The sequence below is a fragment of the Rhizobium sp. P1_E6 genome, assembly GCF_056405875.1.
The window spans coordinates 1-16,572 of the sequence record NZ_JBFUBG010000115.1; the positions used below are offsets into that span (position 1 = coordinate 1).

At 59.4% G+C, this 16,572-nt stretch carries 16 protein-coding genes; 7 read left to right on the forward strand and 9 right to left on the reverse strand.

Going from position 1 to position 16,572, the window contains the following annotated elements; translation table 11 throughout:
• The 4 genes from AC1D35_RS31490 to AC1D35_RS31505 form a co-directional block, all read right to left on the reverse strand.
• Positions 1 to 528, reverse strand: a 528-nt coding sequence (locus AC1D35_RS31490) for an alpha/beta hydrolase (RefSeq protein WP_477941774.1), incomplete at its 3' end; no start/stop codon positions are given.
• A gap of 131 nt (positions 529 to 659) precedes the next feature.
• Positions 660 to 1,763, reverse strand: coding sequence for a glycosyltransferase family 2 protein (locus tag AC1D35_RS31495; RefSeq protein ID WP_113299910.1), 1,104 nt, complete (start codon positions 1,761 to 1,763; stop codon positions 660 to 662).
• A 69-nt stretch (positions 1,764 to 1,832) separates the two neighbouring features.
• Entirely contained in the window at positions 1,833 to 2,744 is a 912-nt protein-coding gene (locus tag AC1D35_RS31500; RefSeq protein ID WP_113311927.1) for a glycosyltransferase, read from the reverse strand.
• Entirely contained in the window at positions 2,737 to 2,922 is a 186-nt protein-coding gene (locus tag AC1D35_RS31505) for a hypothetical protein (RefSeq protein ID WP_162747205.1), read from the reverse strand. The genes AC1D35_RS31500 and AC1D35_RS31505 overlap by 8 nt, the downstream gene beginning before the upstream one ends.
• Before the next feature lie 105 nt (positions 2,923 to 3,027).
• On the opposite strand from AC1D35_RS31505, the gene AC1D35_RS31510 reads away from it, so the two are divergent.
• The gene (locus AC1D35_RS31510; RefSeq protein ID WP_113299908.1) at positions 3,028 to 3,324 is read left to right on the forward strand and encodes a hypothetical protein; all 297 of its coding nucleotides are present in this window, start codon (positions 3,028 to 3,030) and stop codon (positions 3,322 to 3,324) included.
• Positions 3,325 to 3,353: 29 nt separating this feature from the next.
• Here the strand turns inward: AC1D35_RS31510 and AC1D35_RS31515 are convergent, their stop codons facing one another.
• From AC1D35_RS31515 to AC1D35_RS31535, 5 genes are all read right to left on the reverse strand, one after another.
• Positions 3,354 to 4,805, reverse strand: a complete 1,452-nt coding sequence (locus AC1D35_RS31515; RefSeq protein WP_477941777.1) for a hypothetical protein — start codon at positions 4,803 to 4,805, stop codon at positions 3,354 to 3,356.
• A 232-nt stretch (positions 4,806 to 5,037) separates the two neighbouring features.
• Positions 5,038 to 6,405, reverse strand: a complete 1,368-nt coding sequence (locus AC1D35_RS31520) for a polysaccharide biosynthesis/export family protein (RefSeq protein WP_113311928.1) — start codon at positions 6,403 to 6,405, stop codon at positions 5,038 to 5,040.
• Positions 6,406 to 6,413: 8 nt separating this feature from the next.
• Positions 6,414 to 7,361: a glycosyltransferase family 2 protein gene (locus AC1D35_RS31525; RefSeq protein WP_477941779.1), complete on the reverse strand. Its 948-nt coding sequence runs from the start codon at positions 7,359 to 7,361 to the stop codon at positions 6,414 to 6,416.
• A complete protein-coding gene (locus AC1D35_RS31530) occupies positions 7,361 to 9,112 on the reverse strand; it encodes a Wzz/FepE/Etk N-terminal domain-containing protein (protein ID WP_113311930.1) in 1,752 nt (583 codons plus the stop codon). Before AC1D35_RS31530 ends, AC1D35_RS31525 begins: the two co-directional genes overlap by 1 nt.
• An 86-nt stretch (positions 9,113 to 9,198) precedes the next feature.
• Positions 9,199 to 9,912, reverse strand: coding sequence for a sugar transferase (locus AC1D35_RS31535; RefSeq protein ID WP_113299903.1), 714 nt, complete (start codon positions 9,910 to 9,912; stop codon positions 9,199 to 9,201).
• Between the two features lie 471 nt (positions 9,913 to 10,383).
• Between AC1D35_RS31535 and AC1D35_RS31540 the strand changes: the two genes are divergently transcribed.
• From AC1D35_RS31540 to AC1D35_RS31565, 6 genes are all read left to right on the forward strand, one after another.
• Positions 10,384 to 11,121, forward strand: a complete 738-nt coding sequence (locus AC1D35_RS31540) for a Crp/Fnr family transcriptional regulator (RefSeq protein WP_113299902.1) — start codon at positions 10,384 to 10,386, stop codon at positions 11,119 to 11,121.
• 118 nt (positions 11,122 to 11,239) lie between these two features.
• Positions 11,240 to 12,631, forward strand: a complete 1,392-nt coding sequence (locus tag AC1D35_RS31545) for a glycosyltransferase (RefSeq protein WP_113311931.1) — start codon at positions 11,240 to 11,242, stop codon at positions 12,629 to 12,631.
• A complete protein-coding gene (locus tag AC1D35_RS31550) occupies positions 12,628 to 13,872 on the forward strand; it encodes a glycosyltransferase (RefSeq protein WP_113311932.1) in 1,245 nt (414 codons plus the stop codon). Before AC1D35_RS31545 ends, AC1D35_RS31550 begins: the two co-directional genes overlap by 4 nt.
• A 97-nt stretch (positions 13,873 to 13,969) precedes the next feature.
• Positions 13,970 to 15,451, forward strand: coding sequence for a lipopolysaccharide biosynthesis protein (locus AC1D35_RS31555; protein WP_477941783.1), 1,482 nt, complete (start codon positions 13,970 to 13,972; stop codon positions 15,449 to 15,451).
• 50 nt (positions 15,452 to 15,501) lie between these two features.
• On the forward strand, positions 15,502 to 16,332 hold the full coding sequence (locus AC1D35_RS31560; protein ID WP_477941785.1) for a glycoside hydrolase family 16 protein: 831 nt from the start codon (positions 15,502 to 15,504) through the stop codon (positions 16,330 to 16,332).
• A gap of 74 nt (positions 16,333 to 16,406) precedes the next feature.
• Positions 16,407 to 16,572, forward strand: a 166-nt coding sequence (locus AC1D35_RS31565) for a transposase (RefSeq protein WP_477941786.1), incomplete at its 3' end; no start/stop codon positions are given.

A 16,572-nucleotide genomic window follows, 5' to 3' on the forward strand; every position in this document is an offset into this window, starting at 1 on the left:
CGTCGTGCTTTCCTTGTCATATTCATAGGCTGTCAGCTGTGCACGCGAAGGCCAGGTGAAGAGGACCGGCGTGGCCTTCATGCCGCTGTCGTGGACGATCTGAGCCAGCCGGAATACGGAATCCTCGTATGTATTGTTGAAGCCATGCACGAAGACGAGCGCGTGACCGTCCACGAGATGCTGCTTGAACCAGGCGCGTCCCTCCGTCCGCGTCTCGAGCTGCTCGACCCGCGTGACAGCGAAATCGGTCGCCGGGTTCGGTGGCAGCCGTTCGGGCCATTGAACGGTGCCGGCCGCACGTTTCGGCGGAATGGAAATGGCAATGTCCGTCAGGTAGGGCTTGGGACTGCGCTCGCCATTGAAAAGCGTCGCAGCGTCGCCGGACGGCTGGCGTGTGGTGGCCACCAGCATGTCCACCTGCGATGTCTTCGGCGTGCCGGCTGTGAGAGCGACAGGGGTCATTACCCCGGTAGGATGGCCGCAGCCTGCAAGTACGCAGAGCCCTGCGAGGAGAATGCGTCTCGGCATAATCGCTTCCTGGTTTCACCAGAATGGTACCATAGGCCGCATGATCGTATGGGGAAGTAAGTTACCGTAAACGCGGATGTTAATACAGGCGTTTACGGTATGCTTACGTTTATTGGTTGTCCTCCGAAGCATCAGCGCGAAGGTGTTGCTTCGCCTGAGATGATGGCCCCTCTTTGCGCCGGAGAAGACGCTTTCTCAGGAGCGGGCGAGCTCTTCTGCTGTACCTCGGCATCGGATGCGCTGTGCCAGAGTTGCCAGCCTTCGCCCTGTATAAGGCCGTTGTCGGAGAGATCCTTCCAGTGGCGATAGGTGCCGGTGCCGGTGTAGACGAAGTTGCGGGCATCTTCGGGAGAAGAGTACATCGTGTATTCGGCAGTATGCTCCGAACGGTTGGCGGGATCGGCGACCTTGTGAAGGAAGCTCGACAGAAACTTGAAGTGCAGGAGGGCACTGGTGATGCCCACGGCACCGCGCATTTCGCCGAGATTGAGGGAGAGCGGCCAGACCTGATGCGAGGATTTGAGATAAAGGCGCTCGCCGGATACGTAGATCAACGGGATCTTGTTGAGTGCTGGGCCATCCCAGGTGCGGCCGCGGAAATAGACACGGCCGCGCACGCCGCCCTTGATCCAGATGGTGCGGCTGTTCTTGTCGAAATGCGATTCATAGCCTGAGCAGTCGAAGAGGCTGCATACGTCGAGCGGGTTGCGGCCGGGCTCGCAGATATTTTCGCTGACGGGATCGCGGCTGTACATGTCGATCATGACAGAGCGCAGCGAGCGGGCGCCGACGGATTCCATATAGGCGGTCAGCTGGCTGATCGAGCGCGTGTCGCAATGCGGATAGACGAGAAACTCATCCGCATCGACATAGAGGACCCATTTTTCCTGGCAATGGCGGTTCATGACCGCGTTGATCCAGTCATTGCCAAAGCGTGCCGCCTTGTAGGAACCGGTGGCCGAGAGCAGCGAAACATCCTCCATGCCGGACAGGCGTTCGACGGTCCCGTCGCCCGAACCGTTGTCGATGCAGATGAAGTGCTCGACGCCGAGATCGCGATAATATTGCAGGAAGAACTCCATCCGGTGTCCTTCGTCGCGGATCACGCAGACCAGGACATGGCGGGCCTGCTTCAAGCTGTCGCGCAGCCCGCCATAGCCGACTTGGCCGGCCTTCAGCGAACGGCGCAGCCGAGCCTTGGCATAGTGCGAGATGCTGGTCGTCAAAGCGCTCATTTCTGCTCCTGAACATTCGCGCCGGCCTTAAGGACCGGCTCTGCCTGCAGGGATCGGACCGACTTTTCGTCAGACGACATAGTCGCCGGCGAGCAGGGTCTGAACACGCGGATTGGGCGTCTCGTTCTGCAGGGCATGTCTCATGCGCTCGCGCATCGAGCGATACTTGTAGACCACCTTGCGGTCGAAGCTGATGCCCCGGTAGAGCGCGTCATAGGCAGGGTGCGTCCTGCGCAAATCGATGTAGACCTGGCTTTCAGTATCGCTCCACGGGAAGAACGTGCCGTGCCAGGGTTTGGGGTGCGCCATATAGTGGACGATGGCGAGCGAGGACATGTCTACCAGATGCAGGAACTGCTTGGGGAAGTTCCAGCGGTTCGATACCAGGATGAGCGAGGAGCCGCAGACATAATTCAACGCGCCCTGATCGTGCTTGCCGTCGCAAGCGTCCGGGTTCGTGGCAAAGAGCTGCAGCGCTTCCGGTCCGATCCAGCCGTCGCGGTGGAATTTCAGAACGCCGGCATTGAAGTAACTGCTGTCCTTGCCGTTCTGCAGCAGGCCGTGGATGGAGGTGTAATCGCGCGCTGCGAAGAACTTTCCAGGGGGCGCGAATGCATTTTCAAGATCGGCAAGGCTGCTGACGATCTGCGTGTCGCCATCCAGATAGATGATCTGGGTATAATTGTCAGGCAGGATCTGGGCGAGCACGAGCTTGGCCATGGTGCTGACGCTGATGCGGCCCATGAAATGCGAACCATCGAGCGCGCCGAGGGATTCGTGTAGCGCTTCCGTTGCGTCCATCAGCTTGACGCCGCTCAGCGCCAGCAGGCTCTTCAACTCCTCGAAATTGTCGAGATGCTCCGACATGAGGACACAGATATCGGTCTCAGGACTTGCAAACTTTCGAGCCTGCAGCGCTGAAAGAATAGTCGGAAAGGAATATTCGACATCCGTAACGTAGGCCACGCACTGATTACTCATGGTACAATCCTTCTCGTAGTTCTTCGCCGGGAAGTGTCTTTATTGATTCTGTTGCAAGTTTTTCTTTGTCGAGGTGCTGTCCTGTACTTGTTGCGATCAGGAAATCGCGCATCCGGCGGGGAACCAATGGCGTCTCACCGGCGTTTTGATCGCGGCGGATTGTGAGAAAATTAACCATTACTATCGCTCCACTACCAAAACGTAGGTGTTGTGGATTTGTCCCTGTAATGTGAAGATCGGCACGGGGCGCATGTGGGACGATAGAAAGGGATAAGACATCGCAATGCTGAATGGCACGATCATTGTGATACTGATTTCGCTCGCGGCCGGAGCGGCCATTCGCGCCTGGGCCTTCGCCATTTTCGCGATCGTCATAGCCCTTGGTTTCGGTATCGTGGCCCATCGAAGTGCCTCGCTGCTTGAAGCAGCACTTTATGGTCTCGGCGTTCTCGTGCTGATGCAAGTCTGCTACGTGACGGGCGTCTTCGTGGCCGGGTTCTGGCGCCGCAGTCGCAAGCCGTCCAAGGATAGTGCGATCGCCGATCCGGCGCCCGTGCCGAGCAAGCAGCGGCAAAGCTGACATCACCGGCATCTTTTCTGCCCCACACTTCATCGCGATGAAAATACCGGCGTACTCATCAGAGATGCCGGTGTCCTCTGGAGACGGGTCATGCGGTTCGGTTGCGCGTAGGGCACGGTCAAGCAACCGCTTGCAAGCCCGGCCGTAATACTGAAAAGCAGGCCGAGGTCGGTACTGCTTCCGGAAATCGTCGCCGAGGCGATCTGCGCGACCGAGGCGAAAACGGCGGCCATGCCAATCGCCCGGTTTTCACGGCTCACCAGCTTGCTGCGCGCAGCAGCCGTCAGGAGGCTGTAGAGGAAGAGCACGAAGAGAATTGTGCCGGTGATGCCGACGTTGGACAAAAGTGCGGCTGCGAAACTCGATGCGCGAACAGTGCCGAGGCCCGCCCCGAAGGTGGCCGTCTCTACGAAAGAGATGAGCGCCAGTGTGTTCCAGGCGGTGCGCTCCTCGCCGGATTGCGATTCGAGCTTGTTGGCCATGGTGATGTTCGCCAAATCGCCGACGGCGTCCCAGACGCTTGGGATCAGGGCGACAGCCATGATCACGCAGGGCACCATGAGCAGAGTGATCAAGAGGAAGGTCGCATAGGGACGTGTCGCCTGGCCGCTCAAAAGACGCTTGAGACTGAACAGGATCGCGACGCAGATCATGAAGAGGCCGGCGACATAAGCAGTCGTCGAGGTGCAGAGGATCAGGGTCAGACCGATCGATACCGTTGCAAAGCCGGTGAAGCGGCTCGGGAAGCGCTCAAGCCAGAGGATGAGCGTGAAGCTGAAAAACACCAAAGCCGCGGCGCCATAGGCGCTTGCTTCCGGGAAGGAGCCGACGATGCGTTTGAATCCACCGATCACCTCCGCTGTGTGCATCGTATAGTTGGCGTTGCGCATGAAATCGAGCAGGTCGGGCTGGCCTATCGTGAACGTTGCAATATCGAGCAGGGCAAAACCCAGGCAGACGAGCGCCGTGACGATGAGTTGGCGGGYGATGAAGCGTCCATGCCCCAACCGGGCAAGGCCGCAGACGATGGCGAAGCAGACGAGGTCGCCGAGCAGGTAGACGGACTGCGTGAGATTCGAGGAACCCGGCGCCAGCGGCGATGCCATGATCGACATCAAGCCAGAACTGCTGCGTGCGGAGGAGTAAACCAGCGTCGCGCCGGCGAAAATGCGCGGCAGGAAAAAGGCCGATATGGCGGAAAACAAAACATAGGCCGCAAACCAGAAGCCAGGGCCGGGATAAGCCATGCTCGTCAGGGCCGCCTGTTTTTGGCGCGGACGTAATAGCACACCGATCGTGACGAAGAGCAGTAGGAGGTGGCTCGGCTGAATGCTGCTGCCGCCGAGTGCGGGGAGCTGGAAGGCTGCGGCTGCACCGAGCAGCGTGGAGATGCAGAGCGCAGTGATCGCAAAGCGGGATCCATAATAGACGAGCGCCAGGCCGAGCAGGAAGACGAGGAAGCCGATCGGTTCAATTGTCATGCTGCAACCTCCGAACCGGATCGAAGATTCTCTGCGGTTACGCCACGCAGGCCCTGGGTGCGGCACGAAAAGACGGCAAATGCAGACATGAACTCAACCCCGACGCTAACAGGCATATTCCTACCGTGGTCTCCTGGAGCATTTCCATTTTCTCCGAGTCGCGAAAATGCTCTATCTCTTTGTTTTCACACAATGCCCGACGCAAAATCGCCGTACACTTTTGCCGATTGCTCTAGTTCGATCCCGCCTGCGATACCCAGTTCGGACGGGGTGCATCGGTTCGGGCGACATTGGGAATGAGGGCGGCGGCCGGCTGCTGCGTCTGCGATGCGGCAGCCGACGTATCGGCAGCTGCCTGAACGCCGATCTCGATGATGTCATGCGGCAACAGGGCGGTGTTTTCGTCTGCGACGATATTGCTGTAGCTGCCGTCCTCGTTGCGGCGAACGATCTTGAAGTTCTTCTTCGTCGTGCCGAGGAGCGTTGATTCCGCACCCATGCGGGCGAGTTCGGCGCTGTATCCGGCCTGATCGCCGAGGAGTTGCGCCACCTGCATGTCGATGCCCGCCTTGTTGATGGCGAGGCTGAGCGTATTCAGCTCCTGCTGGTTTTCGGCGTTTCGCTTGTTGATGATGGTCGCCTTTTCGCGCTGGCTCTCGTTCAGACCCTGGCGGGATTTTGTCAGCGCGATTTCGAGGTCCAGCAGTTCGCTCTGTGTTTCAGCCAAGCCGCGGTCGACCGAATATTGGCGGGTATTGCTGGTCAGGCCCTTGCTGACGAGGTTGTTGACGTTGTTCAGTTCCTGCTGCGCGAGATCGATCTGCCGCTTCTGGGAGACGATCTTGGCTTCGAGCGACTGGATTTCCTGCGTATAAAGCCGGCTCAGATCGTCTGCTGCCTCGATCTGGCTATTGGATTCGACAGCCCGCAGGCGCATCAGGTTCAGTTCCTCCGCCTTGAGCTTGTCGATATCGGGCACACCGACTATCTCGGCAGGAATGTCGAAATCGGACTGACCGGCGATCTCGGCGCGCAGGCGCGCGGCACGCATCAGGAGATCGCGGCGATTCAGGAGGGCCGAGCGGTAGTCGCCGGCCGACTGGATGCGGTCTCGCTGAAAGTAGCTGTTGTCGTCGCGCGACCGCATGTAACCGCCTGCAATGCTGACGGCTTTGATGACGGTCATATTGGCCTCGAAGGGATAGCGCCCCGGCCGCTCGATGCTGCCGTTGACGAAGATCGGCGCATGCTGGTCAATTTCGACAGCGATGAAAGGCCTTCCGGGAAGGTCGGCCTTGTCGGCCAGTGCGTCTGAAATGGCATCCGAAAGCTGCTCGGTCGTCTGGCCGGATGCCCTGATCTGACCGGCGATCGGGATCGAGAGATTGCCTGCGTCATCGACGCTGTAGGCTCCATCGAGAGCTTCCCAGCTCGCATATTTGGAATCGGCGGAACGCCATTCAACGACCCGCAGCTTTATCCTGTCCTCGGGGACAAGCGTATAGCTGTCGGCATGGGCAGCGCTCCATCCCAGCGCGCAGGTGAAGACGGCGGCAAGGCCAACGAATGGAAGACGATCAAGGAAAGACATGGGCTGCATAGCGCCTGTTACCTCCGTTTTGCCGCGATGGATGGCGAAGACATCTCGCGATTTGAGGACTGGCTGAGTTCGAGAATGCGCATGGGAGATGCACGTCCCATCAGAAGATCGGACAAAGCCAGGAAATTGCCGTTCAGCCGGCCACGGCGGTCGACTGCGCGGTCATTGAAGAGGGCGCCGCGGGCGTTCGCCAGGATATTGCGGCCGATCTGCGCCAGCGCACGGGTCCAGGACATGGTGCCCTTGCGCATCAGATGCACGGGATTTGCCACTTGTGAATAGCCGAGCCTCTTGCCGGGCTGCCGTCCGGACTTGACGCCGAGATGGACGCCGCAGGCGCCCGAAATATGCACCGACCGTCCGTAGCGGGTGATGGACCGGCTGAAATCGACGTCTTCGAGCCAGCCGTAGAGCGGCAGGTTCTCATCGAAGGTGAGCCCGTGGTCGACGACTGGCGCCAGCCGAACCGCCATGTTGCACCCGTAGGCGTTATAGACTTCGGTCACCTGCTCGCCTCTTTCGCCTGCAGTCTTGATGACATGTATGGCTTCAGACTGGGTCAGCCCCTTGCCGAGAATGCCGTCGGCAAGCACGTCGCCGGTCGCGATGACCACATCCGGATTGTCGGCGAAGACGGTTGCCATGCGCGGAATGAAGCCTGGCGCGGGAATGAAGTCGTCGTCGAGGAAGATCAGCACGTCCATGTCCGCGCTTGCGGCCTCGATGATCCGGTTGCGCTGGCAGGTCAGGCCGCGGCCCCCGATCATCAATTCCACGCCCTTTCGGTTGGCGAGCCCGGCGGCGTCATCCAGGTTGGGGACACAGACGATGATGCGCTCCGGATGAGGCTTGAGGCTATCGATATAGGTTACCGTCTCCAGAAGCGTTGCCGGCCGGCCCGCCGAGGCAATGCCGACGGCGATCTTCAGCTTCGATGCCTGTGAAATCGCAACCATCATATCCGAGCACTCGATGGTGTGTTGTTGACGATCGCGCCGAGGATTTCTGCGCCGACATTGCGCATGCTGTCGACGACGCGAACGGTCTCGTCAATCGACGTGCGACCGTAAGAGGTTACGACGAGGACGCCGTCCAGTTCCGGAGCGATCGCATTGGCGTCCGGCGACGAGGTGAAGGCGGAGATATCGACGAAAACGGCGTCGTATTCCTTCTTCAGGTCATTGAAGTTGAGCTGGGTGCGACGCGAGCTCAGGCGGATGGCGGGGGTCACTGCGCGGACTTTGCCGAGCGGCAGGAACTTCAGCGTCGGCGTCAGCGACAGGGTGGCGGTGCGGATCGCCTCGATATTGTCAAGCACGTCGATCAGGCCCGCTGAGCTGTTCGGCGCAATGGACTTGCTCAGGGAAGATTTTGTCGCCGCAGCATCGATCAACAGGGTGCGCGAGCCTGATATTGCCGAGAGAACGGCGAGCTCACAGGCGATGGTGGATGCGCCGCCGCCAGGGTTGACGGCTACGATACCGATCACCACGCGCCGTCTGCGGCGGAAGCCGGTGACAGTCGCCCCAAGTTCGGCCATTCCGGGGATCAGCGGATAGGCGACGGTGCCATTATCGGTGGCAGCAGGTAGCGTCGCAGCGCGACCGGTCCTCTTTGCACGTCCCAGCGGCGTGACGAAAGACAGGCCAGCCGCCTGCGAGAGCTGCTGCGTGCGCATGATGCGCCGGTCGCTGACATGGCGGATCATGGCAAGGCCGAGGCCGGAACCGGCGCCGACCACCAGCGCGAAGGCGAGGATCAGCGAATTGTTCGGCTGTGCCTTGGCGAGCGGTGAGGTGGCCCGCGAAACGATGGTGGCGTCTGAAACCGGATAGGAGATGCGCTGCTTGGCCTCGGTGTATTGCGTGAGGGTGTTTTCAAAGAGCGTGCGGCGGGCATCGGTCGCGCTCTGCAACTCTGCAAGCTTGAACTGGTCACGCGGATTTGCCTTGAAGGTGGCAAGGGCGCTGGCGGCTTCGGCAAGGCCGCGCTGCTGCTCATCGACGAACTGCTCCAGCCATTCGCTGTACTGCTGGGCAGCAGCTGCCTTCATCTGGACGTTCTTGCTGATGTACTGCTGGGCGACTGCGTCGGCGATCTCGACCGCTTTCTGCGGGTTGGGAGCGGATGCGGAGATCTCGAGGATCGTCGACTGGCCAATGCGGCGCATTGCGACAATATTGCGCAGCCGCGCGATCGCACGGTCGGTCCGCCGTGCTTCTTGGCTTGCAGCAACGGACTGGGCACCGCCCGAGGCTGCATCGCCCGGTGCAGGCTCGGACTGGGTGGTGCCGGCGAGGTTGCCCGTCAGCCAGTCCTTGACCTTGTCCTGCAGGGAAATGGTCTGATTGGAGAAGACCGGATCGTTGGCGAGGTTGAGCGCACTGGTGGCGCCGCCAAGAACGTCGCTGGACTTCGCTATTTCAAGCTGCGCATCGATGAAGGCATCTTCGGCGAAGGCTCTTTGAGCGTCCGAGCCGTTTACCTGCGGAAAGACCATGAGCTGGGTACTGGCCACGTAGGTCGGCTTGGCAATGAAGAGGTAGCCGGCGGCCAGTGCCAGGAAGACCAGTGTGGTAAACACGATCCACGGCCAACGCATCCTGACGAAAAAGGACATGTCCCGCAGCGTCAGCGACGAATTGCCGCTGGCGGTGGCCGGCAAAGATATCGGGGAGACGCTGCTGAAGACGTGATTTGAGTTCATAGTGTCCTGATCCAAGGGCGAGAGGGTCTTCTTTGTTGAGATCCAGCAGGTGCGTTTGGCCCAGGCGGGCCATACGCCGTTTTGGACTAGTAGCAGCCGCGCTGCGAAAACAGGGCGGGAACGGTCTTGGCGATGATGATGAAATCGCGCGTCAGCGACCAGTCGCGGACATATTGGACATCGAGCGCGACACGATACTCGTAGCTGACATCGTTTCGGCCGCTGGTCTGCCACTGTCCGGTCAGGCCTGGTCTTGCGGCCATGTAGCTCGTGACATGCTCGCCGTAGCGGGCGAGTTCTTCAGCCGTCACCGGCCGCGGGCCTACAACGCTCATTTCGCCACGCAGGATATTGATGAGTTGCGGAAGCTCATCGATGCTGGACTTCCTCAGAATTTCGCCGACAGCGGTGATGCGCGGATCGTTCTTCAGCTTCCGCGTCGTTTCCCACTCGGCCCGCGCAGCCGGACTGGCGCGCAGCAAGTCGGCGAGCTGGGCGGCGGCATCGGTCTTCATAGTGCGGAACTTCAGACAGCCGAAGGCCGCCCCCCCATATCCAATGCGCGTATGCGAATAGAAGACCGGCCCCCGGCCGCTCAACTTTACGATGAGTGCTACGATCAGCATCAGAGGCGAAAGCAGGACAAGAGCGGTGCCTGCCATCACGATATCAACCGCCCGCTTGGATGCTCTGCCGACCACATGAGGCCGCGTTACTATGCGGCGATCGTTATTCGGCCCGGACTGCTCAACGTTCGGCCAGGGTTCACGAACTTCAATACTCTGTGCTTCCCAAGTCATCGACCGACTCCAAAAGTTTCCGGTTAGAACCTAATGAAGTCTGGTGCAGCGCAATGTGCTTGTCTGTGACCGCGGTCATAATGATTAGCAAATTCTTTATGCTAATACTACGATGCTATGGAGTTCTCTACGAATTCGGCGGCAGGGGATTTCTACATCCTAATTTTATTCGAGAATTTAACTTATATGACGTTCCACGCGCACGGCTTGAATAGATAAAGCCGGGCGTTGTAACTATTTTTTAGACAATTTTAATTTGGATCGCCCCAAAAATGGGCAATTCGGCTTAATACGCCCCCCGAATTCGACGGATGCTAGAAAAATATAATCTCTATAACTGCTGGTGTTGTCACTATTATTTGAGATGCTCTTGTCATATTCGATTGTTATTTGACTCTCAAGTTAGGACAATATAAATGATGCAGTGCAGCATCAGCTTACGACCAATCTGTTTGTTGGGGAGTTATGCGCATGGACGGAGCTACACAAACGCGAGACTATCGGGTCGCTATGGGCAAAGCGGCTATTAGCGTTGTTCCGGATACATCTTTGAACAACCGCATCTCAAGTGACGACGACTTCCCGTTCTGCCGCGCGACTATACGCAACTTCCGTCGCGGCGAACTTATTGCAGGTGCTGGAGTCTTCGTGGATATGTTCGCCCGCGTGCAGCGCGGACTTGTTAGCGCCAGCACGATGTTGCCGGACGGCAGGGAGTTCATCGTCGAGATCATTCCGAGGGGCGGTTTGATCGGCGAGCTTGAAGTATTGCGCAAGCAAATTCTGAATCTGGAGTATAGAGCCAGTTCGGATTGCGAGCTATACTTCTTCGAAGGCCGTCTGCTGCGGGAAAGGTACGCAACCGATCCGCAGTTTCAGGAGAAGGTCTTTTCGAGAACGCTTGCGCGTGTTTCAGAGCTGGAGCGCCGCATCATTTCGAATGCCGGATCGAGCCTGCAGTCGCGGCTGGCAGCAATGCTTCTGCGGTTATCTTCAGTTTACGGAAAGGACACGCCGGCCAACCGGGACGTGCTGGTCATCTCCCAGAACGATCTGGCGGCGACGCTTCCGGCTTCCCGTGAAAAAGTCAACCAGTGCTTGCGGCGCCTGCGCGAATGCAAGGTGATCGACGGAGCCCAGGGCAAGATCCGTATCCTCAACCGCAAGGCACTGGAAGCCTATGCCGACGGTGCAGCGTCGGCAAAATAACGCCTTCGTCACGATCCGGCTGCCATCCGCAGCCGGTCCGTGACCACTTCACCCCTCATGGACGGCGTAGGGGCCTAGCCGTCAAAGCATCCATTGTGTCTGTCGTCGGAGAGCTTCTATGAACGACATCGGCCAACTGCGTCCTGATGAGAGTGGGTCCCCCGTTTCGACGTTACGGTGGCCGGCTTCAGGTCGCTATGCAAAATTATGGAGGGACGGCATCGCTGCGTGCCCGGCGCTCGACCGTGTGGTCATCATCGATGACTATTCGACGGCGAGGGGTGGGGCGACCGCCCTTGCGGTACTGTCGGCAAAGCTCTTCTGCGGACTCGGCATTGCCGTGACCTATATCTGCGGCGACGATGGAGCGAACCAGGAGCTCGCATCCCTCGGCGTTTCAATCGTCAAGCTGAATAGCCGTGACCTCCTGAGTTCCAGCCGTGCCAAGGCTTTCGCGACCGGCATTCACAATCCCGCAGCCGGCAGCATGATTTCCGCCTGGGTGCGCGCCAACGATACGCCCAGGACAGCCTATCATGTCCATGGCTGGCATCAGATACTGTCGCCGGCTGTCTTCGACGCGCTCACACCTGTTGCCGATCGATGCGTCGTTCACGCACATGATTTCTTCAACGGTTGTCCCAATGGGGCCTTTTTCGATTATCAGGCGCAGGAGATCTGCAAGCGGCGTCCGCTCGGGACAGGCTGCATTTCCACCTCCTGCGACAAGCGCAGCTATGCGCAAAAGCTGTGGCGGACGGTTCGCGGCGCCAATCTCTTCCGTGCGCTGAGGAGCCGTCCAGCCTTCGGCAGGATCATCCTGCTCCATGAAAAAATGGCCGAGTTCCTGGTGCAATCCGGCTATCGGCCGGAACGGCTCGTCACCATCCGCAATCCGGTTGCACCACTGACGGCCGAGCGTATCACGGCCGAGGACAATGACGAGTTCGTCTTCATCGGCCGGTTGGACGAGGAAAAAGGCATCGAAGACGCGCTTGCCGCTGTGCGCAGGGCCGGAGCAAGGCTTTGCGTCGTTGGCGACGGGCCGCTGATGCCGAAGGTCATGGCGGCCGGTGATCATGTCAGGGCCATGGGCTGGCAGTCGCATGCGGAGATCGGCCGGATCATCCGCACTGCAAGTGCGCTTGTCATGCCGTCCCGCTATCCGGAGCCGTTCGGCCTTGTGGCGATCGAGGCGGCGCGCAGCGGCCTTCCTGTGATCATGACCAAGGGCGCCTTTCTTGCCGAGGAAATGGAGAGGGCCGGAATGGCGATCTCCTGCAACACGATGGACGAGGAAGGTTTCGCCGCAACGCTGACGGCCTTCCGCAGCCTGCCGAAAGAGGATGTCCGCCTCATGAGCGAACGTGCCTTCCGGCTGTCGCCCAATCTGGCAACGACACATGAAGAATGGCGCGATGCCCTTCTCGCACAATACCGCAGTCTGATTCCGACACATGTGGTGCCCGCGCCGAGGGGCGGGGCGATCGTACAAGGAGCGTTCAGGTGACCGTAAAAGCAGCAAGCTCTCTGCCCGAAGCAATGGCATTTCGTGGCGATGCGCCCGTCGTGGCAAGAAGCCGAGCCGTCGAAGCAGGCAGTAGGGCCGATGCGAAGCCCCTTCGTGTCGCTATCGTCCACTACTGGCTGGTATCGATGCGCGGTGGCGAAAAGGTGGTGGAAGAACTCTGCCGCATGTTCCCGCAGGCAGACATCTTCACGCTGGTGTATAATCCCGATCGCACCAGCGACTTCCTGAACAGCCGCAACATCCGTACGTCCTTCCTGCAGAAGATTCCGCGTTCGACGCGCCATTACACGAAGATGCTGCCGCTCATGCCCTTCGCGCTGGAGCACTTCGATCTTCAGGACTATGACCTTGTCATTTCAAGCGAATCCGGTCCCGCCAAGGGTATCATCACACGGGCGGATGCACTTCACATCTGCTACTGCCATTCGCCGATGCGCTACATCTGGGATCAGTTTCACCTCTATCGGCGCGGTGTTTCCTGGATCGGCAAGGCAATGATGTCACTCACGGCACCGATGCTGCGTGCCTGGGACGTGACGACCGCCTCACGCGTCGACACGTTCGTAGCGAATTCCAGCTATGTCGCGGGCCGTATCCGCCGCTTCTATGACCGCGACGCCGTCGTTATCTATCCGCCGGTTGCGACCGACGATTTCACCATCGGGCAAGGCAAGGGCGAATTCTATCTCTATGCGGGCCAACTCACCGCCTATAAGCGGCCGGATATTGCCGTGAAGGCCTGCACCGAAATGGGCCGCAATCTCGTCGTGATCGGTGAGGGCGAGCAGGAAGCCTATCTGAGATCAATCGCCGGACCGACGGTGCAGTTCCTCGGTCATCAATCCTTCCCGGTTCTGCGCGATCACCTGTCGCGCTGCCGCGCGCTGCTGTTTCCCGGCATCGAGGACTTTGGCATTCTCCCGGTGGAAGCGATGGCGTCCGGCCGGCCGGTTCTGGCTTTCGATGCGGGTGGCGCGCGCGAGACCGTCTGCGCACCGCATGTCGGCTTCCGCTTTGCCGAGCAGAGTACGGAAGCGCTGATGGAAACGATCACTGCCTTCGAAGCGGTCGAGGACACGCTTGATCCGGTGGCGATCCATAACCACTCCTTGAAATTCTCCGCATCAGTTTTCCGCGACCGCCTCGGTTCACTCATCGACGAGCAACTCGCCAAGCATGGCCATCAGGCAGCAAATCCCAACAGGAAGAAAGCAAGCTGACACGCCCAACCGGCCGAAAGGTCGGCAAAACCCCGGAGCGGCGGGCACCCCGGCGCTCCCCAGAAGAGGTTCGTTGTACATGGCCAAGGAATAGATCGTGTCAAGCGTATCGCATAGAACGGCGACAGCAAGTATCTGGACAATCAGCGGAAAATTCCTGGCACGGCTTCTCGATTTCGTGAGCCTGCTCGTCCTCGCGAGACTTCTGAKCCCGGCCGATTTCGGGATCGTCGCGATTGCCACCTCGATTCTCATCATCGTCGAGGCGATCCTCGACCTGCCACTCACCCAGGCGCTGGTGCGCGTTGCATCGCCATCCGAGCGGATGTTCGCCACTGCCTTTACGCTGAGCCTCATCAGAGGGACGTCGATCAGCCTGCTGATGATCATCATCGCCTGGCCGATGGCTCTCATCTACGACGATCCGCGGCTTTTTTCGCTCGTGGCCGTGGTTTCGATCGCGCCCGCGATGAGGGGCGTGATCAGCCCGCGCATGGTGGTTTTCATGCAGCGTTTCGACTTCCGCCGCGAATTCGCGCTCGATCTCATTGCCAAGGGATCAACCTTGATCTTCGGTGTCGGCGTTGCGCTTGCGACAGACAGTTACTGGGGGCTGGCGATCGGTGCTGTCGCCGGGCCGACGGCAGCGACCATCGTCTCCTATATCTTTGCGCCGATGCGGTTGAAACTCAGCCTCTCGGAATGGAAGCATTTCCAGGACATGATCGGCTGGAATACGGTTTCTCAGGTCCTCAACTCGCTCAACTGGCAGATGGACCGGCTGCTGCTGCCGCGCTTCACAAGCCTTTCCACTTATGGCGCCTTCAGCGTCGCGGATAATCTCGCCGGCATTCCCTATCAGACATTCGTCGGTCCGCTGATGCGCCCGCTGATGGCCGCCTTTTCCAATGTCAGCGACCGGGACAAGCAGATCACAGCCTATCTGAAGGCGACCAATGCGATCATGGTCGTGGCGGCACCCATCCTGCTCGTCATCATTTTCCTGGCCGAACCGATCCTGCGCATCGTCGTCGGCGAGAAGTGGGCCTTTGCGGCGTCGATCCTGCAGTGGCTCTGCATCGCCAGCCTGATCGGCCTGCCGACGACCATTATGCCGCCGCTCGTCATGGTTCTCGACAAGACCCGCTACGTGGCGCTCCGGATGTTCGCTGAATTTGCAGTGAGGGCGCCAGTTACCGTGCTCGGCGTCGTCATGTTCGGGCTTGACGGTGCGTTGGCGGCGCGCGTCATCGCTGCCGTTGTTGCCTATATCGTCTGCCTTGCCATCACATGGAAGCTGATCGGCGTCTCGATCGGCGCGCAGCTTTATGCATTCATCCGGCCGCTCGCGGCCAGCCTGCCGATGATCGGTTTCCTGCTCTTGGTCCAGCCCGTTCTGATTGCCATGCCGCTCGGCATCGAACTCGTTGTCGGCGTCGGCCTCTGCAGTAGTGCCGCGCTTGCAATCTTCTGGGTTTCCTCCCTGCTCCTGTGGCAGGTCGTCGGGCGGCCCGACGGGCTGGAAGCCATCGTCGTCAGGAAGATCATGCCCCGGCGAAACGGAGCCGTCGTTTCATGATCGGCTTTCAAAAACCCAATAACAGATCTGGAATCTCCGGGAGGGAGAAAATGCGCTATACGAAATTCGCCGGAAGATTTGCGCTTCTTATGATCATCGGCCTTTTCGGCCCGCCAGGCCCCCGTGTGAGCCAGGCGGAAGAGCCGCTAAACCTCGACGATTTCCAGATGACCTTTGCCGAAGACTTCAACACGCTCGACGTTTCGGCCTGGGGCGAGAACGGATCACGCTGGATTGCGCATACGCCATGGAACGGCGATTTCGGCGATGCCCGTTTTACCGACCCCATGGACGGTTTCCCCTTCAGCGTCGATAACGGCATCTTGCGGATCGAGGCGCGGAAGGATGCGGATGGTAAGTGGYGCTCCGGTCTGCTCGCCTCCACCAATCCGAAGGGCGAAGGCTTCTCCCAGAAGTTCGGCTATTTTGAAGCGCGCATGAAGCTACCGCCCGGCAAGGGCGTCTGGCCGGCTTTCTGGCTCATCGGCCTCGACCGGTCCAAATTCACCTCGGAAGTCGACGTGATCGAATACTATGGCCGTGCGCCCGGCGAGTTCAGCATGGGCTATCATGTCTGGCGGCCGAGCAACCAGCACACGACGGACGGCCATCTCACGAATGTGCCCGAAGGCTCGCTCAGCAGCGACTACCATACTTTTGGCGTCGATATCGGCCCACAGAGATCGACCTTTTATCTGGATCGCAACCCTCTCTGGAGCTTCGATACGCCGCCGGAGTTCGAGATGCCCTTCTATCCGCTGGTCAATCTCGCGCTCGGGTCAGGCTGGCCGATCGATGAAACGCCGAACCCGTCCTATCTGCTGGTCGATTATATCCATGTCTATCAGCGCAAGAGCCTCGTTTCCGCGAATAAGGACTAGGGTTAAAACCCAATCAAACTATTGATTAAATTATCTCTGTATGATTCACTTCGGTAATAATGGGAGTTTGAATCATGGCAGGAGAATTCTGGCTTGATGACCGACAGTGGGCGGTGATCGCTCCTCTGCTTCCGACGAACCAACCCGGCGCTCATCGAACTGATGACCGCCGGGTGATCAGCGGGATTATCCACGTCCTGCGATCGGGTTGCCGGTGGCAGGATTGTCCAGCTTGCTACG

What these genes read in the sequence shown, in the direction of transcription:
- AC1D35_RS31495 (WP_113299910.1), bottom strand. Translation starts at nt 1,763, where the DNA reads ATGAGCGCTTTGACGACCAGCATCTCGCACTATGCCAAGGCTCGGCTG.
- AC1D35_RS31500 (WP_113311927.1), bottom strand. Translation starts at nt 2,744, where the DNA reads ATGAGTAATCAGTGCGTGGCCTACGTTACGGATGTCGAATATTCCTTT.
- AC1D35_RS31505 (WP_162747205.1), bottom strand. Translation starts at nt 2,922, where the DNA reads ATGGTTAATTTTCTCACAATCCGCCGCGATCAAAACGCCGGTGAGACG.
- AC1D35_RS31510 (WP_113299908.1), top strand. Translation starts at nt 3,028, where the DNA reads ATGCTGAATGGCACGATCATTGTGATACTGATTTCGCTCGCGGCCGGA.
- AC1D35_RS31520 (WP_113311928.1), bottom strand. Translation starts at nt 6,405, where the DNA reads ATGCAGCCCATGTCTTTCCTTGATCGTCTTCCATTCGTTGGCCTTGCC.
- AC1D35_RS31525 (WP_477941779.1), bottom strand. Translation starts at nt 7,361, where the DNA reads ATGGTTGCGATTTCACAGGCATCGAAGCTGAAGATCGCCGTCGGCATT.
- AC1D35_RS31530 (WP_113311930.1), bottom strand. Translation starts at nt 9,112, where the DNA reads ATGAACTCAAATCACGTCTTCAGCAGCGTCTCCCCGATATCTTTGCCG.
- AC1D35_RS31535 (WP_113299903.1), bottom strand. Translation starts at nt 9,912, where the DNA reads ATGACTTGGGAAGCACAGAGTATTGAAGTTCGTGAACCCTGGCCGAAC.
- AC1D35_RS31540 (WP_113299902.1), top strand. Translation starts at nt 10,384, where the DNA reads ATGGACGGAGCTACACAAACGCGAGACTATCGGGTCGCTATGGGCAAA.
- AC1D35_RS31545 (WP_113311931.1), top strand. Translation starts at nt 11,240, where the DNA reads ATGAACGACATCGGCCAACTGCGTCCTGATGAGAGTGGGTCCCCCGTT.